25 protein-coding genes are annotated in these 21,507 nt (G+C 32.3%); 21 read left to right on the top strand and 4 right to left on the bottom strand.

What is annotated here, in order from left to right:
- Positions 1 to 157: 157 nt before the first annotated feature.
- The 4 genes from rsmA to lptD all read right to left on the bottom strand — a co-directional run bounded on the left by rsmA (position 158) and on the right by lptD (position 5,715).
- On the bottom strand, positions 158 to 991 hold the full coding sequence (gene rsmA, locus JK145_RS00255; protein WP_220664893.1) for a 16S rRNA (adenine(1518)-N(6)/adenine(1519)-N(6))-dimethyltransferase RsmA: 834 nt from the start codon (positions 989 to 991) through the stop codon (positions 158 to 160).
- Entirely contained in the window at positions 984 to 1,973 is a 990-nt protein-coding gene (gene pdxA / locus JK145_RS00260) for a 4-hydroxythreonine-4-phosphate dehydrogenase PdxA (protein ID WP_220664894.1), read from the bottom strand. Before pdxA ends, rsmA begins: the two co-directional genes overlap by 8 nt.
- A complete protein-coding gene (gene surA, locus JK145_RS00265; protein ID WP_220664895.1) occupies positions 1,963 to 3,279 on the bottom strand; it encodes a peptidylprolyl isomerase SurA in 1,317 nt (438 codons plus the stop codon). Before surA ends, pdxA begins: the two co-directional genes overlap by 11 nt.
- Positions 3,280 to 3,393: 114 nt before the next feature.
- A complete protein-coding gene (gene lptD / locus JK145_RS00270; protein ID WP_220664896.1) occupies positions 3,394 to 5,715 on the bottom strand; it encodes an LPS assembly protein LptD in 2,322 nt (773 codons plus the stop codon).
- Between the two features lie 1,452 nt (positions 5,716 to 7,167).
- Here lptD and JK145_RS00275 point away from each other — a divergent pair.
- The 21 genes from JK145_RS00275 to rplE all read left to right on the top strand — a co-directional run bounded on the left by JK145_RS00275 (position 7,168) and on the right by rplE (position 21,501).
- Entirely contained in the window at positions 7,168 to 7,749 is a 582-nt protein-coding gene (locus JK145_RS00275) for an aminodeoxychorismate/anthranilate synthase component II (protein ID WP_220664897.1), read from the top strand.
- Positions 7,750 to 9,747: 1,998 nt separating this feature from the next.
- Entirely contained in the window at positions 9,748 to 10,137 is a 390-nt protein-coding gene (gene tusD, locus JK145_RS00280; RefSeq protein WP_220665218.1) for a sulfurtransferase complex subunit TusD, read from the top strand.
- A gap of 16 nt (positions 10,138 to 10,153) precedes the next feature.
- Positions 10,154 to 10,513: a sulfurtransferase complex subunit TusC gene (gene tusC / locus JK145_RS00285; protein WP_220664898.1), complete on the top strand. Its 360-nt coding sequence runs from the start codon at positions 10,154 to 10,156 to the stop codon at positions 10,511 to 10,513.
- 15 nt (positions 10,514 to 10,528) lie between these two features.
- Positions 10,529 to 10,816 carry a sulfurtransferase complex subunit TusB gene (gene tusB, locus JK145_RS00290; protein WP_220664899.1) on the top strand — a complete coding sequence of 96 codons (288 nt, stop codon included), beginning with the start codon at positions 10,529 to 10,531 and terminating at the stop codon, positions 10,814 to 10,816.
- 143 nt (positions 10,817 to 10,959) lie between these two features.
- Positions 10,960 to 11,334, top strand: coding sequence for a 30S ribosomal protein S12 (gene rpsL, locus JK145_RS00295; RefSeq protein WP_220664900.1), 375 nt, complete (start codon positions 10,960 to 10,962; stop codon positions 11,332 to 11,334).
- A gap of 87 nt (positions 11,335 to 11,421) precedes the next feature.
- The gene (gene rpsG, locus JK145_RS00300) at positions 11,422 to 11,892 is read left to right on the top strand and encodes a 30S ribosomal protein S7 (RefSeq protein ID WP_220664901.1); all 471 of its coding nucleotides are present in this window, start codon (positions 11,422 to 11,424) and stop codon (positions 11,890 to 11,892) included.
- Positions 11,893 to 11,976: 84 nt separating this feature from the next.
- Positions 11,977 to 14,085: an elongation factor G gene (gene fusA / locus JK145_RS00305; protein ID WP_220664902.1), complete on the top strand. Its 2,109-nt coding sequence runs from the start codon at positions 11,977 to 11,979 to the stop codon at positions 14,083 to 14,085.
- 956 nt (positions 14,086 to 15,041) lie between these two features.
- Complete coding sequence (rpsJ, locus tag JK145_RS00310; RefSeq protein WP_220664903.1) at positions 15,042 to 15,353, top strand: 30S ribosomal protein S10; 312 nt, start codon at positions 15,042 to 15,044, stop codon at positions 15,351 to 15,353.
- 116 nt (positions 15,354 to 15,469) lie between these two features.
- On the top strand, positions 15,470 to 16,120 hold the full coding sequence (gene rplC / locus JK145_RS00315) for a 50S ribosomal protein L3 (protein WP_220664904.1): 651 nt from the start codon (positions 15,470 to 15,472) through the stop codon (positions 16,118 to 16,120).
- A 13-nt stretch (positions 16,121 to 16,133) separates the two neighbouring features.
- Positions 16,134 to 16,739: a 50S ribosomal protein L4 gene (gene rplD / locus JK145_RS00320; RefSeq protein WP_220664905.1), complete on the top strand. Its 606-nt coding sequence runs from the start codon at positions 16,134 to 16,136 to the stop codon at positions 16,737 to 16,739.
- Positions 16,736 to 17,047, top strand: coding sequence for a 50S ribosomal protein L23 (gene rplW, locus JK145_RS00325; RefSeq protein ID WP_220664906.1), 312 nt, complete (start codon positions 16,736 to 16,738; stop codon positions 17,045 to 17,047). The genes rplD and rplW overlap by 4 nt, the downstream gene beginning before the upstream one ends.
- Positions 17,048 to 17,056: 9 nt before the next feature.
- Positions 17,057 to 17,878, top strand: a complete 822-nt coding sequence (rplB, locus tag JK145_RS00330) for a 50S ribosomal protein L2 (RefSeq protein ID WP_220664907.1) — start codon at positions 17,057 to 17,059, stop codon at positions 17,876 to 17,878.
- A gap of 20 nt (positions 17,879 to 17,898) precedes the next feature.
- Positions 17,899 to 18,177, top strand: a complete 279-nt coding sequence (rpsS, locus tag JK145_RS00335; protein ID WP_220664908.1) for a 30S ribosomal protein S19 — start codon at positions 17,899 to 17,901, stop codon at positions 18,175 to 18,177.
- A gap of 5 nt (positions 18,178 to 18,182) precedes the next feature.
- Positions 18,183 to 18,515: a 50S ribosomal protein L22 gene (gene rplV, locus JK145_RS00340; protein WP_220664909.1), complete on the top strand. Its 333-nt coding sequence runs from the start codon at positions 18,183 to 18,185 to the stop codon at positions 18,513 to 18,515.
- Positions 18,516 to 18,540: 25 nt separating this feature from the next.
- Positions 18,541 to 19,254: a 30S ribosomal protein S3 gene (rpsC, locus tag JK145_RS00345; protein WP_220664910.1), complete on the top strand. Its 714-nt coding sequence runs from the start codon at positions 18,541 to 18,543 to the stop codon at positions 19,252 to 19,254.
- Entirely contained in the window at positions 19,254 to 19,667 is a 414-nt protein-coding gene (gene rplP, locus JK145_RS00350; RefSeq protein WP_220664911.1) for a 50S ribosomal protein L16, read from the top strand. The genes rpsC and rplP overlap by 1 nt, the downstream gene beginning before the upstream one ends.
- Before the next feature lies 1 nt (position 19,668).
- Positions 19,669 to 19,863: a 50S ribosomal protein L29 gene (rpmC, locus tag JK145_RS00355; RefSeq protein WP_220664912.1), complete on the top strand. Its 195-nt coding sequence runs from the start codon at positions 19,669 to 19,671 to the stop codon at positions 19,861 to 19,863.
- A 1-nt stretch (position 19,864) separates the two neighbouring features.
- Complete coding sequence (gene rpsQ, locus JK145_RS00360; protein WP_220664913.1) at positions 19,865 to 20,116, top strand: 30S ribosomal protein S17; 252 nt, start codon at positions 19,865 to 19,867, stop codon at positions 20,114 to 20,116.
- Between the two features lie 134 nt (positions 20,117 to 20,250).
- Entirely contained in the window at positions 20,251 to 20,622 is a 372-nt protein-coding gene (gene rplN / locus JK145_RS00365) for a 50S ribosomal protein L14 (protein WP_220664914.1), read from the top strand.
- Positions 20,623 to 20,632: 10 nt separating this feature from the next.
- On the top strand, positions 20,633 to 20,947 hold the full coding sequence (rplX, locus tag JK145_RS00370) for a 50S ribosomal protein L24 (RefSeq protein WP_220664915.1): 315 nt from the start codon (positions 20,633 to 20,635) through the stop codon (positions 20,945 to 20,947).
- 14 nt (positions 20,948 to 20,961) lie between these two features.
- The gene (gene rplE, locus JK145_RS00375) at positions 20,962 to 21,501 is read left to right on the top strand and encodes a 50S ribosomal protein L5 (protein ID WP_220665219.1); all 540 of its coding nucleotides are present in this window, start codon (positions 20,962 to 20,964) and stop codon (positions 21,499 to 21,501) included.
- Positions 21,502 to 21,507 lie beyond the last annotated feature (6 nt).

The following is a 21,507-nucleotide window of genomic DNA, read 5'->3' on the forward strand; positions in this document are numbered from 1 at the left end:
TTACATTTTATAACATTTACAAAGTGATGTGAGAAAAACATAACAAAAGTTCTATTCTTAGTTCTTTTTTAAATTGACCTTGCCAAATGAACATCACATTATTTATTTCTAAATTAATTTTAGAGAATATATTGAAACGATGTAAACGCATTCCTTCCTATTTTTCATCTCTTTTAAAGAAAAGATTAAAACGATTTTCTAAAAAATTAGCCAAACGACAATAATGTTCAATGCTTATATTTTCCGCACGTGCTCCTGCATCAATTCCACATTCTTTTAATTGCTGAGCATTACAAAAACCGCTAAGACTATTCCTCAATGTCTTTCGTCGTTGACTAAAAGCTAAATTAGTTAGAATGGCTAATATTCTTGTTTTCTTTGTTGAAGAAGACTCTATAATATAAGGAAGAAATCGAACTACTGTAGAATTTACTTTTGGAATGGGACGAAACGAGGCAGATGAAATTTCTAATATTGGAGTAATTTTAAAATGATACTGGGAAATTATGCTTAGTCGTCCATAATCTTTACTTCCAGGAGAAGCCACCAATCGATTTGCAACTTCCTTTTGCAAAATAAAATACATATCTTTGATACTTTGAATATGTTTAAACATATGAAATATAATAGGAGTAGATATATTATATGGTAAGCTTCCAAAGATACGCAATAAGCCTCCAAGATTGGTCGATAATTTGGTAAAATCTACTGTCATAACATCTTGACATATAGTCTTCAATTTAGTTCGTAAAAAAGAGTTTTTAGCTAAACGTTTAGCTAAGTCTCGGTCAATTTCGATTGCAGTAATGTTTTTAACACGCTTCGCAATTGGCTTTGTTAACGCACCAAGTCCAGGTCCAATCTCAACAATTATCTGTCCTAATTGAGGTTTGATAACGTCAACGATAGCATCAATAACTAAACGATCATGCAAAAAACATTGGCTAAAACGCTTACGAACCGAATGCATTTGATAAATATAGTTACTCATTAATATTTTTTATTATATCTATGGCAAGATTAAGCGCTGTTTGAATACTCCCAATATTTGCTTGTCCCGATCCAGCTAAATCCAAAGCAGTGCCATGGTCAACAGATACACGAATAAAAGGAAGCCCAAACGTAATATTAACTATTTGACCAAATCCTTGATATTTCAAAACAGGAAGGCCTTGATCATGATACATTGCTAATACTGCATCTGCTTGTTTTAGATATTTTAATTGAAATAAAGTATCGGCTGGAAGAGGTCCGATAAGGTTGTAGCCTTTATCACGTAACATATCCAAGGTTGGAATAATTGTTTCAATTTCTTCTCGCCCTATATAACCTCCTTCACCAGCATGCGGATTTAAGCCGCATACATAAATACATGGTTTTCGAATTTTGAACTGTTGCTGTAATCCACGTGTTAGAATTATCAATGTTTCGCTAAGAGATTGTTTGGTTATAGCTTTTGAAACTTCTAACAATGGTAAATGAGTTGTTGCTAAAGCAATACGCAATGACTCACTAGCTAACATCATCACAACTCTTTCTAATCTACTTCGACTAGCTAAATATTCTGTATGTCCGCTAAACGGTAATCCACTATCATTAATAATGCCTTTATGAACTGGTCCTGTAAGCAATGCTGCAAACTCACCATTAAGGCAACCGTCACAAGCACGATCCAATGTTTTAAGCACATAACTACTATTAGTAACGTTAAGTTTGCCAGCAATAGTTGGAGCTGGCTTCTTAACAGCAAGCACTGTTAACTCATGTTTCGATCTTGTTTTAACTGGTTTTTCAGGTTGGTAAGTTTGTAAAAATAAAGGTAGATTGAGCTGTTTTGCTCGTTCTATCAGTAAATCAGGATCTGCACAAACCACTAATTCTAAGGACCAAACCTGCTGAGCTAATTTAATAACAAGATCTGGACCAACTCCAGCAGGTTCGCCTGGAGTAATAATAATTCGTTTACCATTCATTGCTATGAAAAATCTTAATATAATTAATTGCACGTTGCTCTTGCAGCCAAGCTTTCTCCTCTTCTGCGAATTTTTGACTAAATAATAATTCAAAAGCATAGTGTTTTTTTTGAAAATCATTGAAAATATTTATTTGTCTTTTTTCAACTAGTTCAACTAAGTGCCATCCAACTGAAGAACGAATCGGTGTACTAATTTCTCCTTTTTTTAAATGTGTTAGCGCAACACGGAAAACAGGATCGAGCATGTCAATTAAATTCCAACCTAAGTCGCCGCCTCGATTTACTGAGTCAATATCTTCGGAGAATTTCCTAGCAGCACTGGAAAAATTAGTACTACCATTTTTTATTTGTGATGCAATATTCTCAAGTTTAGTTTGAATTTGATAATCTGATAGAAACGTTGAGGTATGCATCAAAATATGACGAATATGCACTTCTTCAGTAATTATTGAACTCTTCTTACCACCATTTCCATAACGTACATCATTAACTTTAAGAATATGGAAACCATTTTTAAAAAACAGTGGTCCAATAATTTTACCTTTTTTAGCATGTAGTAGCTGTTCTACGAACAATAATGGAATGTCTTCTATCTTTTTCCAACCAATCAAATTTCCTTTTATTATTTTGGAGCTAACCAAATAATCAGTTATCAACTTGTTAAAGTTAACATCATCTTTATTCTCTTTAATTAAGGAATAAGCTATTATTTTTGCTTTATTTAATTGATCCTTTGTTGGATTGTTTGATAAAGGAATTAAAATATGGTTAAGATTGTACTCAAAATTAGCTACATCAATCGCTTGATCAGTAATTTTTTGAGCTAACAACTCAACTTCTTTTGGAAGAATCTTGATGCGACGACGCATCTCGTTATCATATACTTTGGCAATTAATATTTCTTTGTAAATTCTTGCCCGATAAACATCATCGCTTATGTTACTACAAGCCAATTGACTACGTAACTGATTAATCGTCATATAATTCTTAACAGCAATATTATTTATAGCTTGATCCACTTCTTCATTACTAATGACAATGTTTTCTTGTTGAGCTAGCTGCAATAGAATCCGATCAATAATTAATTGATCCAAAATCTGATAGCGAAGTATATCTCTATTGAACAATCTTTGGTTAACTTTTTTGTTTCCATATAACATGACCAATGCATTTTCTACATCGCTTTTCAGAATAACTTCCTTGTTTACTACAGCAACAGTTTGATCAAGAATGTGCAGTGATGCAATTGGACTTTCAGTAAAAAGTAAGAAAAAGAAGAGGGTAGTTGTTCTCGACTTTTTCATAGATCATATCAATTTGAATAATGCCATTTTAATGATTACCTTGAGTATTTGTATATTAATTTTTCTCTTCAAAAAAGAGAAAAACGTCCAAAATCAAGTTTGTTCTATTCATTATTATGATGTTTTTAATCCTCGTAGTTCAATATTAAATGAAACCTTGTTTTCAAGCTGATTAGCGTGACTTATTTTGTTCCACCCAATAATTTTACGTTCATAGTCTAGATTCATAGCTAAACAACACGTATTGTACTGTAGTCCAATTAGTCGATTTGTTACTTGGTTAGTTTTTCCATTAAAATAATATTCTCCAACTAGCGACAAAGAATCAATTAGTGGCCAATTTCCTGTTATTCCTATCTGAGAAATGCTTTTTTGATGACCTGACTTGTTAGTGTCAGACAGCAGTTGTTCAATATATTGAGAATTAGCATAACGATAATTTAACTGAAGAGCATGATTTTTGTCGCGCTGGTATTCTAACATTGCATTGCCTAATATAATATTGTTGAAATGAGAATCATATTGTAAACTGCCGCGAACTCCCCATTCATTATCACTGATGCGCCAGTAACTATCGCCTACCCATAACATATTACTTCTTCCGCTTATACTATGACTGTTCCTAATATCGACATTACTTTCAATATGTGATTTTGAAAAGTTGTAAATCTGACCTATGGAAGCACTGAATTGTTCTATATTTTGATCATTATAAATTCGTGTCGAAACACCAGCTGCCAGGCGATTAGTCGATAAAATTCGATTAAAATAGTTATAAGATGGATCACGAAAAAGTCCATAATAATCAATAATTCGCAAAATGTTAGAATCGTAAATACTAATATTATTTTGGTTACCATAAGGAATGTATAAGTACTGTAAACGTGGTTCTATGGTATGGATGTAGTGTGTTTTGCGATCCGTATTTCGTTCAATTATTATTCTTCCATCTGTTTTAAATTTTGGTATTACACAACTGGCTGATTTTTTTAAAAACTGATTAATATTGATACGCTTATTATATTCAACGGTATTATCTTGTTGATAATACAAGGTTACTAATTTAGCTTCAGCATTTAGATTTCCCCAATAATTAATTAACGGAAGGCCAATTGTTGGTTCAACGTATAGTCGAACTGTTTTAGGATGATTATTATTGACATGCGTAAACTGCGCTAACTGACCAAATAATTTAAAACTGAACGGACCAAGTTCATCTTTATGGTAGATTAAATCAAATTGAGGAGCAGAACGATACCTATCACTGGTAGGTGCATTAAAAGTTTGAAATTTCACATACGAAAGAACAGAATTCCAATTTTGATCAGAAAAACCAAAACAGATTTTCTGTGCAGTTTTAGTATCTATCATTCTTCCATTTTTATAGTACTTCGAACTAAAATCATTAATATAATCAGTATCGCTAACTCTGTAGCAATCAGCATTAAAACGCCAAACTCGATTCATAATTCCATCGTGTTGCCAATACAATATCCATCTGTTTTTGTTATTGTTGTCGATTTTGTGTATGTTTTTATATATACGGTCGCCTGACAAATAATCAAACTTTGTTAAACCTTTTCCAAAATCACTTAAGTAACGGAATTCAGTTTGAATTTGAGTTCCGCGTTTAGCCATATAATTTGGTGTAAAAGTAACATCATAATTTGGAGCCAGATTTAAGTAATAAGGAAACTTAAACTCTATACCGTTCTTACTACTGTATGCAATACTAGGTATTAACAATCCAGAATGACGTTTATTTCCTATCGGAATTTGAAAATAAGGACTATAAAATATTGGAATTTTTCCAAATTTTAAATATGCATTGCGAATTTTAGCAATTTGCTCTCGATAATCATAAATTACTTCTGATCCTACGAAAGTCCAAATTTCATTTTCAGGAGCGCAAGAAGTAAAACTACCATTTTTTAGAACTGTATAATGATTGTTTTTGCAGTGTTTAATAAAGTAAGCTGCTCCATGTCCTGGTCGATCTAAGAAACAATAATTACCATAGTAAATATTAATGTCTTTACTATCGAGATCAACCAATGCTTTAGGTCCCTGTAGTTTGATTTTTCCATCACAGTAACTAATATTCCCTGTAGCAGAAATAACACAGGGAGTATTTTCTTTTTTCTCTTGACTTTGTTGGATAAGTTCAATTTTTTTTGCAGAAATTATACTATCTCCTTGCTTAATTTTTACGTTACCACTAAAAGTTGCATGCCCTGAATGGTTTACTTTGACTTCATCAGCTTGGACACATATTGGTAGTGAATCATTATCATTTTTTCTAACTATTGATCGAATATAATTCGCCCCTATTGGTTGACTTTGATCCGGGATATTTGCCAATACTGTCTGATTGTATAACATTGGTCCGACCAAACTTATTAGGATGGTAATAGATAAACGTTTTTCATGGAACATTTAGGCTTTGCATTGACATTCAATAAATAATGATACTAAAAATTTTTTAGTTAATGAAAAAGCGTTAGATAGTAATTACAGCATCAAAAATAATCGTTCAGTTTCGTTCTTATCTTCTTTTTAAGAGATTTCATTAAGATCGAGGTTTTTTTATTCAAAAAGTTAATAATATCGCTTCCATAATACATATACGATTTTAACAAATTTTATTTAAAAGAACTTAGTCTACTACTTTATATAGTTTTAAAAAAAATCTGAAGTATTCTGTTAATCTTTTTATAGTTGTTATTTTTACTATCTTTTATTATTGATAATAAATTGACATTCTACATTAGTTCTAGAATTCCTGATCTGTAAAGAAAAAAGAAAGCTTCATATTTTTAGAAGACAAAAAAGATGTGCTAATTTTTGTTAAGATAGGTATTAGTCTATTGATAGATCAGATCTGTAAACTTTTTAAGTTAACTTAAAACAGTTAGTTTACTAATTAAATTATAATTCTAATTTCAGTTAGAAATGATTTCATCTTTGTTTGGATTAAGACACCATATTTTAGTTGCTAATTATTAAATAATAATTTTGGTATTAGCAGCAACTTTGTCTATGATCTATTTTTAGAAGATCTATAAAATCTAACACATTTGTTCAATGTTATAACTCAAAAAAATAACTGTTTTAATTTAAATGTTAGAAAATTTTTTTATCTATAAAATCCAGTTATTCTTTCTTTTGTAAAGAAGTGCTTTGATAGATTTAAGCTCCTTCTCGGAAAATTTTTTGATAAAAACGACTTAAAGCTTTTAATTAGAGTTTTTAGATAATCTTGTAAACAGCAAAATGTTATGCTAAAATTACCTTATTTATGTGAGAACGCAAATAAATTTGTCAGAAAAGATTTCTATATACTGAGATAATTGTTTATAAAAAAACCTCTCTGTAACTTTCCTTAAAAACTCATAAAGGTGCTTCTCTTCTTAAGAAGAGCTAATGATAATTTTTATTTTTCACTGTTGTTGACGAATTGCAACATGCGATATTATCGTTGTATTTTTCCGTTTAAAAACTAAAAAAAACCATTATTTTCATTTATCAGAAAATTCATATATTAGAGAATAACTAAGCTAATTATTATTAGCGATAATTTAGTTAAATTATGCTACACTTATCTAGTAAAAATGACGAGTTTATATCTTAGGCGTATAATTACGCGCTGTTTTTGTTACTAGATAAGTTGTATAGCTAATAATTGTTACTGATCAATTATTTTTCTGCTTATCAGTAAAATTTAGCAAAAATTTCCGTAAGAAGATTCGATTTAGTAAATGACAGATAATCAATTATACCATAATTTAACAATGCATATTTATCCAAATGTTTTCTTTGTTATATTATTGATGATAGTAAAAATCATTTTTTTAGACTGTTATAGCTAAGGAAAATATTGAGTTCATTATGGCTAGATTATTGATAATTGATAACTATGATTCATTTACCTGGAACCTTTATCAGTACTTCTGCGAGTTGGGAACAGAGGTAGTTGTACATCGTAATGACAGTCTGAATATTAAGGATATTGAAAATTTAGCGTTATCGCATATAGTAATTTCCCCAGGACCAGGTAACCCAGACAAAGCAGGAATTTCTCTTGCTGTTATTCATTACTTTACTGGCAAATTACCAATTCTAGGAGTTTGCTTAGGGCACCAAGCTATTGGTCAGACTTTTGGTGCAAAAATTATTCAATCTCGTCAAGTGATGCATGGGAAAACTTCCACTATTTTTCATGACAATTTAGGAGTATTTCTCAAACTAAAAAATCCCTTAGTAGTGACTCGATATAATTCACTTGTGATTGACCCCACTAGTATTCCATCTTGTTTAAAGGTAACTGCTTGGAGTCAAAAAAAAGGAAAACAAGATGAAATAATGGCTATCCGTCATTGTTCTTTTCCAATTGAAGGCGTTCAATTTCATCCTGAAAGTATTTTAAGTCAGCAAGGTCACTCTCTGCTTGCTAATTTTCTTAAGATTTAAGAGTAACTTAAATTGTTCTTAAAAAATCAATCAACTTGATTTTATCATTTTGTACAAACATCAATGTTATTTTATTTTTCCAAAGCAGTACTTACCAAATTAAATATTAAATCTTTAATTTGAAACAAATTACATCTAACTATGTGATAATTCACCAAATTAAAGATTTTTTTAAAGTATGACTTTTATTTAACTATTCAGGCCAAATGAATAAAAAATTCAAATTCTTATTAAATTATAATTATCTAGCTGCAAAAATTTAACATCCTAAAATGAATATTAAATCAATTGAAATTCATAATTTCAAATCAAAACTTGCTTTAAGAAAATTCATTTAAATAACTTTTGCAAACTTGTTCTTTAAATAGACTAAATTTCTTCTTTACGGAAGTTTTTAGATAAAAATATTAATTTAAATTTAATTTATTGCACAGTGTGCGTCATTGACAAGTATAAGATTTTTTATTTTTTTTAAAAAAAAAGGTGCCAAAAATTTCTGTAATAATGTAAATCAAAAATTAAAGAAATTTGTACGCCTTACATATAAAAATTTACATCAACTTATAAGCCCCATATAAATTTAAAACATAAAAATCTAAACAAAAGCTTTTTAGAAAATGTTAGAAAAATTAAATTTTGCTTTAGCATCTACCTAATTTTTATTCTCCTCTTATTAAGACGATATAATAAAAAACCATAAATGCTAGTTATTTTACAATACAGAGATAGCAATTCATTATTATAATAAAATAAAATTAGTAATAAGTTACTTCATTATAGACCTCTTTTTTTGTACTTAACTCAAGTTTAGTGAATTAATCCAATAAGACCACCCCAGTAAAATTTACTGAGTTTATTGCAGGCAATTTTGGCAAATTTTTTTGAAAAAATTCAAGTTTTTAAATAAAAAATTTGAAAAAAAATAAAATAGTTTTTACTTAACGAGAACCTTAGTAGAATAAGGAATTCTCATTTACTAAATTAGTAAGCCAATTGTGTTGTCAAATTTCTATACACAGATCTATCTAGTATTTTTATGTAACACTTTTTTATTTTGTTCAAAACAAATATTCATCAATAAAAAAATAACTTTTTAAAATTAAACAAAAAAATAACACTTATAAAAACTGATTGGTTATTATGCTTCTTTCTTCTTAAGAAAGAATTTTTATTGTGAAAATCTTGCATTCCTTATGCTCAAGCATAATTCTCTATTTGAATTGTTATTATATCCAATTCAATATCACTATAAAAAATATAAATAGTGTATTATTAATGATTTCCATATTCTTTTTTCAAAAAGAAGAATGGAGAAATTTATTAATTATTTGGTAAATAACCTATCTATCTAAAAGATTTATTTATAATGAATCTTAATCTATAAATTAGGAGCCTAAAAATTTAATTTTCTAAAGATGAACAGGCATCAATAAAAATAGCGAGTCAGGACGACTGTTGTCTTAGATAGTAATAGATTATGATTAGCACATTTTAATTTATTTTAAATCACTTTATGTATCTAGTTAGGTAGCAATTAAGTAAACTTTATTTATAGTTTATTGAACATGAACATCTTCTATTATTTTGAATTTCTTTTCATAAAAAGTTTATAAGATGATATTCATAGCTATTATCACGCTTTAATTGTTAGTACTGATTTTCATTTTGAAAAAATTTAAAAGATAAATCATAACAAAAAAAAGGATTATCAAGCTAAAAATATTTGTGTGTGAAGCTTTAATTAAAGCTAATGCTTTTTCTACTTAAAAGGAATCTTGTTCATACGTTCTGCGTATTGTAACAGCGTAATCTAAAAAAAATTACTAAAGATCACGATATTTTTGATATTACGAAATGATTAGTATAATTTCTCGAATCTATTGCTCTGTACAAAGAATTTTTATGCTTTATACAATTAGCTTAAAAATTTTAATTATGCTACAGCATTTTTTTTACAAAAAAGCTTGAAAAAACAGTCATTTCATGACAGGAGTAATGATGTTAAACTATTGCTTAATGGTTACAGGTCCAGCTTATGGAAATCAACGCTCTAGAAGCGCACTGCAATTTTCTCAAACACTTTTAAAGTGCAATCATCGTTTGAGCATGATATTTTTTTATCAGGATGGGGTACTCAATGCTAATAGTTTTAGCACGCTAGCTAGCGACGAAGTAAACCTTGTGCATGCATGGCAACACTTAGCAAAGCAAAATCAAATAACATTGTATGTTTGTACTACTGCTGCACTCCGTCGTGGAATAATTGATTCCACTCATGCATCATTGCTTAAAAAAACTGGAGAAAATCTCCAACCTGGGTTTGAACTAAGTGGGCTAGTTAATTTGGTCCAAATGATTTTAACATGTGATAGATTCGTTCAATTTTAGTGAATAAACTTTTTTTATGAATCGCATCGCATTTATTTTTACGCATGGTCCGTATAGAGATGAATCTGGAAGGGAAGGATTAGATTTACTGCTAACAACCGTATCATTATCTGAAGAAGTTGGAATTTTTTTTATTGCTGATGGAGTATTTTTATTGTTACCTCACCAGCAACCCTCGCAAATTCTAACGCGAAATTTTATTGTTACCTTCAATATACTTTCTTTTTATGATATAAACGGAATTTATCTTTGTTCTAAATCAGCAGAAGAACGGGGATTACATAATCATACTAAATGGATTTTGAATGTTAAACGATTATCACCAAAAAGATGGTATCAAAAATTGACTTTTTATAATACTATATTAACGTTTTAATATCAGGAAACGCATGTGCTATATACTCTTACGTCTTCATCTTATTATTGTCATTTAAAAGCTTTGATACGTATTGCATATTTTGGTGATGCTTTATTATTATTATCCGATGGTGTTACTGTTGGCATTATTGGTTCGTCGACCGTACGTATAATTTGTTCTTCTCCACTGGAGCTATATGCATTAGAAAATGACGTTGTAGCTAGAGGCCTTTCAACTTATATTTCACCTAATATTAAAATAATTGACTATGTTGGTTTTGTTAGATTGACTGAAAAACATATACGGCAAATAAGATGGTAAAAAGTTTTCTTGTGACTTGCTTGACATTTTTTTAAAGTTATTCGTACCATTTTACTGTTACAAATTCTTTTTATGATGCTCCGTTTCAAAAACAATACTATGAATAAACTTTCACATGAAATTGATGATCAGGAGTTTTAATTTTGACAACAATTAACCAGCTTGTACGTAAACCGCGTGTCTTAAAAGTAACGAAAAGTAAAGTCCCAGCACTAGGTTCTTGTCCACAGAAGCGTGGTGTATGCACTCGTGTATATACTACTACCCCAAAAAAGCCAAACTCTTCTTTACGTAAAGTATGCCGTGTTCGCTTAACAAACGGATTTGAGGTTACTTCTTATATAGGCGGGGAGGGCCATAACCTACAAGAACATTCTGTAATCCTTATTCGAGGAGGCCGTGTAAAAGACCTTCCTGGCGTACGTTATCATACTGTTCGAGGTGCACTTGACTGCTCTGGAGTTAAAGATCGCAAACAAGGAAGATCCAAATACGGCATGAAAAAACCAAAGATCTAGTTATTTTTAGAGCAATTTAATAAGTAAAATAAAACTAGTTATTTGCTTTTTAAGAAAAATTCATTTAATCCTTGATCGGAATAAGTTATGTCACGTCGAAAAATAATTAATCAACGTAAAATTCTTCCTGATCCAAAATTTGGATCAAATGTTTTAGCTAAATTTATTAACATTTTAATGATGAACGGTAAAAAATCTGTTGCCGAAACAATTGTGTATGCAGCATTGGAAATTCTAACTCATAGATCTGGAAAACAACATCTGGAGGCTTTTGAAACAGCTTTGGATAATGTGCGTCCGACTGTTGAAGTTAAATCACGCCGAGTCGGCGGAGCGACGTATCAAATACCAGTAGAAGTTCGTTCAATACGTCGAAATACTCTTGCAATGCGTTGGATTATTATTGCTGCGCGTAAGCGCAATGATAAATCTATGGTTATTCGTTTGGCAAACGAACTCTCTGACGCAGCAGAAAATAAAGGTGGCGCTGTAAAAAAACGTGAAGAAATTCATCGAATGGCAGATGCCAATAAAGTTTTTGTTCATTATCGTTGGTAATTGAAAAACAGACGCCTTTTCTAAAAGAAGAAAATTAATACTTATGTTATAAAATAATTGGTTTTTAACAATTAAAGGACTTAAATGGCTCGTATAACACCTATTACACACTATCGAAATATTGGAATCAGTGCGCATGTTGATGCAGGAAAAACCACTACAACGGAACGCATTTTGTTTTACACAGGCGTAAACCATAGAATTGGTGAAGTTCATAATGGTTCTGCTACTATGGATTGGATGGCACAGGAACAAGAACGTGGAATAACCATTACATCTGCAGCAACCACTTGTTTTTGGGCTGGCATGGCCAAACAATTTGATTCGCATCGCATTAACATCATTGACACTCCTGGACATGTTGATTTCACTGTCGAAGTGGAACGATCTATGCGTGTGCTCGATGGAGTCGTAATGATTTATTGTGCTGTTGGTGGTGTTCAACCTCAATCTGAGACTGTTTGGCGTCAAGCAAATAAATATAAAATACCGCGAATTGCGTTCGTAAACAAAATGGATCGTATTGGAGCAAACTATCTGCGTGTTGTTGAACAATTAAAGACTCGTCTGGCTGCTAACCCAGTTCCAATTCATCTCGCTATTGGTGCAGAAGAAAAATTTACTGGAATCATAGATTTAATAAAAATGAAAGCAATTAGTTGGTCTGAAATAGACCAGGGTGTAACTTTTACTTATCAGGAAATTCCTATTGATTTGATTGAATTAGCTAAAAAATGGCATCTGCATTTAGTAGAATCAGCAGCAGAATCGTCTGAGGAACTAATGGATAAGTATCTAGAAGGAAAAGAACTTACTCAAGACGAAATTAAACGTGGTTTACGTCAACGTGTTCTAAAAAATGAAATAGTTCTTGTAACTTGTGGATCTGCCTTTAAAAACAAAGGAGTACAATCAATGCTGGATGCGATTATTGAATATCTACCAGCGCCGACTGATGTTGCTGCCATCAAAGGAGTTCTCAGTGATGGAGCTACTAGCATTAAACGTCGATCTAGCGACGAAGAACCTTTTTCAGCATTAGCTTTTAAGATTGCCAATGATCCATTTGTCGGTAATTTAACTTTTTTTCGTGTTTACTCAGGAGTAATTAACTCTGGTGATGCTGTCATGAACTCTGTAAAGGATAAACGAGAAAGATTTGGACGAATCGTACAAATGCACGCCAATAAACGTGAAGAGATAAAAGAAGTTTATGCAGGAGATATTGCTGCAGTGATAGGTTTGAAAGACATAACTACTGGAGATACTCTATGTGATCCATTAGCACCTATTATTCTCGAACGCATGGAATTTCCAGAACCAGTTATTTCGGTTGCCGTAGAAGCAAAAACAAAAGCTGATCAAGAAAAAATGGGCTCAGCACTTAGTCGTCTAATGCAGGAAGATCCATCTTTTCGAGTATGGACCGATAAGGAATCAGGGCAAACAATAATTGCCGGTATGGGGGAATTGCATCTTGAAATTATTATTGATCGTATGAATCGTGAATTTGGTGTAGAAGCTAATATCGGAAAACCACAAGTAGCTTATCGTGAAACTATTCGTGCTACCGTTGAGCATGAAGGAAAATTTATTCGACAATCTGGCGGCCGTGGACAATTTGGTCGTGTTTGGTTGCGCATTGAACCAATGGAAGCAAACGGAAAGAGCTATGAATTTTTGAACGAGATAGTTGGTGGTGTCATTCCAAAAGAATATGTACCGGCAGTGGATAAAGGAGTTCAGGAACAAATGAAAAGCGGTGTATTAGCCGGCTATCCAATTGTAAACGTAAGGGTTTCTGCTTTTGATGGTTCCTATCATGAGGTTGATTCTTCAGAGATTGCATTTAAAATCGCTGGTTCTATAGCCTTTAGAGAAGGATTTATGAAGGCAAAACCAGTTCTATTGGAACCTATTATGAAAGTTGAAATTGAAACACCAGAACAATACATGGGTGATGTAATTGGTGATCTTAATCGTCGTCGCGGTGTAATCGATGGAATAGAAGAAAATATTTCTAGCAAAAAAATTCGTGCGCAGGTCCCTTTGTCGGAAATGTTTGGATATGCTACCGATTTACGTTTACAAACTCAAGGTCGCGCCTCCTATTCTATGGAATTTTTGAAATACAGTGAAACGCCAAAACATATTGCACAAGCCATTATTGAAGCCCGCAGAGCAAATAAATAAAATTCAAAATCTTATTTTAATTTAAATTAAATTATTAAGAATATTGATATTGTTCGATATACTTTTGATCAAATTGCCTTAACTGCTTTTCTATCTACTATCGGTTATCCCTTGCTTTGAAAATAGCCTATATGTTCGCGAAAATTAATATTACATCGAAAGAGTCCGTAAAAAAAACTATCTTCCATGACTAGTCAGCCTATTGAATTAAATATAATTCTTTAGTTGATTAATCTAAAACATAAACTGTTCAGAAAATATTTCTTTGGAAAGAAGATGCAACAATTTTAAATCATGTTCTAATGTAGAAAACTTTCTAATTATTGAATTTTCTTTAATTGTTTTTTCATTCTTAATTTATCAAAAATAATTTGATATAAATAATATTGAATTTAGAGTACTATCGCGTATGACAGAGTTTATTAAATGGTTATTTATTATTATAAGTGTTTGATGTCTAGCCGTTTTTAATAATAGTTTTATCATGAATATAGTTTGCTATCTTGAATAACAGCGATGACGATTACTTTCATTTCTGACAATTTAATTTTAATGATAACCAAGAGAAGTTTTCTGTTTCATTTATATTCGGAACACACATAAAAGCACGTAAAGTAATTATTCAACTTTAATTTAACCAAGTAGTTGTTTTTATTTTGTGATAAGATGCTAACCAAAGAGGAAAGTATCACCTTTGTTATCTAATAACTATATTTTAAATATTAATTTAAATTATTAATTAATAATATCTCCTTGCTTATGTTTTTTATTTTCTATTGAATTTTTGTATAAATTGTATATGATTTGTAAGGGGGTTCCTAGAAAATTAACTTTCCTACTTATCTCCTAAAAGATCCTTTAAAGACAAAAATACTATCAAGCGTTTTTCTTAAGTAAGAACAACATTGCAGCGTTTCTTAATATTCTATGTTAATTTAGATTGAGGCTCTGATTTAATGCAAAACCAAAGAATTCGTATCCATTTAAAAGCTTTTGATCATCGTCTTATTGACCAATCCACAGCAGAAATTGTCGAAACTGCCAAACGAACTGGTGCTCAGGTTCGTGGGCCAATACCTTTACCAACCCGTAAAGAACGTTTCACTATCTTGAATTCTCCACATGTCAATAAAGATGCTCGTGATCAATACGAAATCTGTACTCATAAACGTTTAGTTGATATTGTTAAACCAACAGAAAAAACTGTTGATGCGCTGATGCGCTTAGATTTAGCATCTGGAGTAGACGTACAAATTAGCTTAGGCTAGTTAACAATGCGGATACTATCTCATTTGTTAGTTTTTAAATTGAAGAATAACCAAATAATGCAATTTAAAAGCACTAACCTTATTGAGGTTCTATAGAAAATTAGAAGGATTTAAAGATGATAGGTTGTATTGGACGTAAAATAGGAATGACTAGTATTCTTACTAAAGAAGGCGTCTTTATTCCTGTCACTATTATTAAAATTGAAAAAAACTACATTACTCAAATTAAAAGTATAGAACAAGACGGATACGATGCTATTCAAATTACTTTTGGTAATAAAAAAGCAAATCGGTTAACTAAGCCAGAATCCGGACATTTTAAGAAAGCTGGTGTAAACACTGGTTACGGTTTATGGGAGTTTCGCATAAAAGAAAATAAAGAAAAAAATAAATTTTTTATTGGTCAAAGCATTACTACAGAATTTTTTACTAATATAAAAAAAGTTGATGTTACTGGCTTATCTAAGGGTAAGGGATTTGCTGGTACTGTAAAACGTTGGAATTTTCAAACTCAGAGTAGTAGTCATGGTAATTCTTTATCCCATCGAGCACCAGGATCCATCGGACAAAATCAAACTCCAGGTAAAGTGTTTAAAGGAAAAAAAATGGCAGGTCAGTTGGGTAACGATCAAATAACTATTCAAAACTTGGAAGTAATACGTATAGATATAAAAAGAAATCTTTTAATAGTTAAAGGCTCTATTCCAGGAGCAAATAAAGGTAATTTGATTATTAAATCAGCTATTAAAACTAACGCCTCTAGCTAAAAAGGAGATAAGATTGGAGTTGGTGTTAAGAGATGTAAAAAAAACATTAGAGGTTCCCGAAGCTATTTTTGGATGTAATTTTAATGAAGCACTAGTTCATCAAATAGTTGTTGCTTATAGAGCGAATGCTCGTCAAGGAACTCATAATCAAAAAACTCGAGCTGAAGTATCAGGTTCTGGAAGGAAACCGTGGCGTCAAAAGGGAACTGGTCGTGCGCGTGCTGGTAGCTCTAGAAGTCCAATCTGGCGTTCTGGTGGCGTTGCTTTTGCTTCCAAGACCAGCAACTATAGCCAAAAAGTAAATAAGAAGATGTATCGCGGTGCTATGAGGAGTATTTTTTCTGAACTTATACGTCAGAATCGATTATTTGTTTTTCAACAATTTTCTATTGAACAACCACATACCAGACTTCTAATAAAAAAATTAAAAAATATGGCATTAGAAAATGTGCTTATTATTATTGACAAGCTAGATAAAAATCTTTTTCTTGCAGCAAGAAATCTCTACAAAGTAAACGTACAAAAAACCTATAATCTTAATCCGATTAGTTTAATTACCTCAGAAAAAGTTATTATAACGGTTGATGCTGTTAATAAAGTTGAAAGGATGTTAGTATGACTAACGTGGAGCGTTTGTTTAAATTATTACTTGCCATATATGTTTCTGAAAAAACCTCTAATTTAATGGAAAGACGCAACACTGTTACAATTAAGGTCTCTAGAGATGCAAAAAAAGCAGAAATTAAAGTTATTGTGCAAACACTTTTTAATGTCAAAGTTGATAATGTTCGTACCTTAATTGTAAAGGGAAAAACTAAACGTCGTGGACAGCACATTGGTCATCGAAACAACTGGAAAAAGGCTTATGTCACCTTAAAAAGGGGTGAAGATATGAACTTAGTTAATGCAATCAATGAAAGCAAATAAGGGGAAAAAGTGACGGTAATTAAGTATAAACCAACATCCCCTGGACGGCGCCATGTCATTAAAGTGGTAAATTTTGACCTTTATAAAGGAAAACCGTATATACCCCTAGTGAAAGCTCTCCATAGATCTGGAGGTCGAAACAATATTGGTCATATTACTACGCGACATATTGGTGGGGGTCATAAGAAACGTTATCGTTTGATTGATTTTAAACGAGATAAGGATTATATACCAGCGTTGGTAGAGCGTTTAGAATATGACCCTAATCGTTCTGCTAACATCGCATTAGTATTATACAAAGATGGTGAACGCCGTTACATTTTGGCAACAAAGGATATGAAAATTGGTGAAGAGATTCAATCTGGCATTAAAGTGAAAATTAAAACAGGAAATTCTTTACCGATACGTAATATTCCAGTTGGTTCTTTTATTCATAATATCGAAATGAAACCTGGTAAAGGTGGTCAGTTAGCTCGCTCTGCAGGAGCTTATGCCCAAATTGTAGCTCGTGATGGAAATTACGTTACAGTTCGTCTTCGTTCTGGAGAGATACGAAAAATTCAATCTGCATGTCGTGCGACTTTAGGTGAAGTAGGTAACGCCGAACACATGGCGCGTGCTTTAGGTAAGGCTGGGGCGAACCGTTGGTATGGAGTTCGTCCTAACGTTCGCGGTACGGCTATGAATCCAGTTGATCATCCACATGGTGGCGGTGAAGGACGTAATTTTGGCAAACATCCAGTAACACCTTGGGGTGTTCAGACTAAAGGAAAAAAAACTCGTAACAACATTCGTACTGATAAACTTATTGTTCATCGTCGCAATAAATAGCTTTTCACTAAGGAAACTATATGCCGCGCTCTCTTAAAAAAGGCCCATTTATTGATTTACATTTGTTAAAAAAAGTAGAGAAGGCGTTAAAAAACAATGATAAAAAACCAATTAAAACTTGGTCTCGTCGTTCTACAATTTTTCCTAAAATGGTGGGTTTAACTATTGCCGTTCATAATGGTCGTCAGCATATTCCTATTTTTATAGGCGATGAAATGGTTGGTCATAAATTAGGTGAATTTGCTCCAACTCGGATTTATCGTGGTCATACGGCTGATAAAAAGGTTAAGAAGAGATAAGATTCATGGAAACTATTGCTCGTTATCGTTATGCTCGTTCTTCTGCTCAAAAGGTTCGTTTAGTAGCTAATTTAATTCGAGGCAAACAGGTTGCAAAAGCTTTAGAAATTCTTACTTATACCAATAAGAAGGCTGCTTCTTTAGTAAGAAAAGTATTGGAGTCTGCAATCGCCAATGCTGAACATAATGATGGTTCAGACGTTGATAATCTTAAAGTTATGAAAATTTTTATTGATGTTGGACCTAGTATGAAGCGAATTATGCCTCGCGCTAAAGGTCGTTCGGATAGAATGTTAAAACGCACTAGTCATATCACCGTAGTTGTTTCTGATCATTAACATTCTTTTTAGAGGAAACTTAAAGATGGGTCAAAAAGTACATCCAAACGGAATTCGACTCGGTATTGTAAAATCTTGGAGTTCTACTTGGTATGCAAGCAAAAAAGAATTTGCTGACAACCTTAATAGTGATTTCAAAGTTCGGCAATTCTTAAGTAAAGAACTGATAAAGGCTTCAGTTTCTCGTGTGGTGATTGAACGTCCAGCTAAAAGCATTCGAGTGACTATTTATAGTGCTCGTCCAGGTATTGTAATTGGTAAAAAAGGAGAAGATGTTGAGAAGCTTCGTAAAGCCGTAGCAAATATTGCTGGTGTGCCAGCTCAGATTAATATCAGTGAAATTAGGAAGCCAGAACTAGACGCTAAACTTGTTGCTGATAGTATTTCTTCTCAACTAGAACGCCGTGTCATGTTTCGGCGAGCTATGAAACGTGCTGTACAAAATGCAATGCGTCTTGGCGCAAAAGGAATTAAAGTTGAAGTTAGTGGTCGTTTAGGAGGAGCTGAAATAGCGCGAACTGAATGGTATCGTGAGGGTCGTGTTCCGCTTCATACTTTACGTGCAAATATCGACTATAGTAACTCTGAGGCATATACCACTTACGGAATCATTGGCACAAAAGTATGGATCTTTAAAGGCGAAGTTTTTGATAAAACAACTGCAACTAAGCAAGGAAATTCAACCTCTTCACCAAGAAAACAGCAGCGTAAAAAAGTACAAGCAAAAGAGAATCAATAATGTTACAACCAAAACGTACAAAATTTCGTAAAATGCATAAAGGACGTAATCGCGGGCTGGCAATAGATTCCCAAATAAACTTTGGTGTTTTTGGTCTAAAAGCTACCAATCGCGGTCGCTTGAGTTCTAGACAAATCGAAGCAGCGCGACGTGCTATGACAAGAGCGATTAAAAGACAAGGAAAGATTTGGATCAGAATTTTTCCAGACAAGCCTGTTACTGAAAAACCTCTAGAAGTTCGCATGGGAAAAGGTAAGGGCAATGTAGAATATTGGGTGGCCTTAGTCCAACCAGGCAGAATTCTATACGAAATGGATGGAGTTTCAGAAGATCTTGCGCGTAAAGCTTTTAAATTAGCTTCGGCAAAATTACCAATTAAGACTATTTTTATGACTAAAGTGACACCAAATTAAAATGAGTAAAACCGAGCTTCGTAAAAAAAAATATCAAGAACTTAGCATGGAGTTATTTGGTCTGTTGAAAAAACAACTTAATCTTCGTATAAGGGTATCTAGCAATCAATTACAACAAACACACTTGTTAAAACAAACACGTCGTGAAATTGCTCGTATAAAAACGATATTGACTGAAAAGATCTTATATAAATAACATGAAAAAAATTCGCATCTTAAGGGGTCGCGTGGTTAGTGATAAAATGGAAAAATCAATTGTCGTATCTGTTGAACGTCTTGTGAAACATCCGATTTACGGTAAAGTAATTCGGCGTAGAACCAGACTTCATGCACATGATGAAAATAAAAGCAGTACTATCGGCGACATTGTTGAAATAAGCCAATGCAATCCTATTTCTAAAACCAAATCTTGGAAACTAGTTCGTATCATAAAAAATAAAGTCGTATGAATTACATTTCGATATAATAAGCTAGTTCTCTGCAAGAAAAGATTAATAAAAATTATTGTAGAATCTTAATATATGCTAATATATCCTTTCGTAGTCATTGAAGGAGTATTTTGCAATGTAAACGGAGTATTTAAATGATACAAGAACGAACTGTATTGACAGTAGCAGATAATTCTGGTGCACGTCATGTAATGTGCATTAAGGTTTTAGGTGGTTCGCGCCGCAGATATGCAAAAGTTGGTGATATCATCAAAGTTACCATCAAAGAAGCGATTCCTCGAAGTAAAGTAAAGAAAGGTGAAGTTTTAAAGGCGGTTGTAGTAAGAACAAAGAAAAGTATTCGTCGCAATGACGGTTCAGCTCTTCGATTTGACAGTAATGCATGTGTATTACTTAGTAATAGCAATGAGCAACCAATAGGAACTCGTGTTTTTGGACCTATAACCCGTGAACTTCGGAATGAAAAATTTATGAAGATTATTTCTCTAGCCCCTGAAGTTTTGTAAGGAAGTAATAATGGCATCAAAAATTCGTCTTAATGATGAAATCATTGTGTTAACTGGTAAAGATAAAGGTAAACGCGGAAAAATAAAAAACATCTTACCAAACGGTAAAGCCATCGTTAATGGGATTAATTTAATTAAAAAACATCAAAAACCACTTCCAGCTGCAAATAAATTAGGTGGCATCTTTGAAAAAGAAATGGCAATCGAACTTTCTAACGTTGGAATTTTTGATATTTCCACTAACAAAGCTGGAAGAGTGGGCTTTAAAATTGAAAATGGTAAGAAGTTCCGTATTTTTAAATCTAGTGGAAAAATTATTAAATAACAGAGCATCATATGATAGCAAAATTACATGAATATTATAAAAACAAAGTAATATCTACATTAATGAGAGAATTTAGGTATCGCTCTGTTATGCAGGTTCCTCGTATCGAAAAAATTTCACTGAACATGGGAGTGGGTGAAGTAACTTCCGACAAAAAGATCTTGGATAATGCTGCAACCGATTTAGCTGCAATCTCTGGACAAAAAGCACTTATTACCAAAGCACGCAAATCAGTTGCTAGTTTTAAAATTCGTCAAGGGCATCCTATTGGATGCAAGGTAACCCTTCGAAGCAAACGAATGTGGGAGTTTTTTGATCGGTTAATTTTTATTGCTGTACCGCGTATTCGCGATTTTCGAGGATTATCTAAAAAATCATTTGATGGACACGGTAATTATAGCATGGGAGTGCGTGAACAAATTATTTTTCCTGAAGTCGATTATGATAAAATCGACCGTATTCTTGGTATGAATATTACTATTGTAACTACTGCAAAATCTGATCATGAGGGTTATGCATTACTTAACGCGCTTAATTTTCCATTCAGAAAATAAAACTTA

The organism is Sodalis sp. CWE (assembly GCF_019646055.1).
Classification (GTDB): domain Bacteria; phylum Pseudomonadota; class Gammaproteobacteria; order Enterobacterales; family Enterobacteriaceae; genus CWE.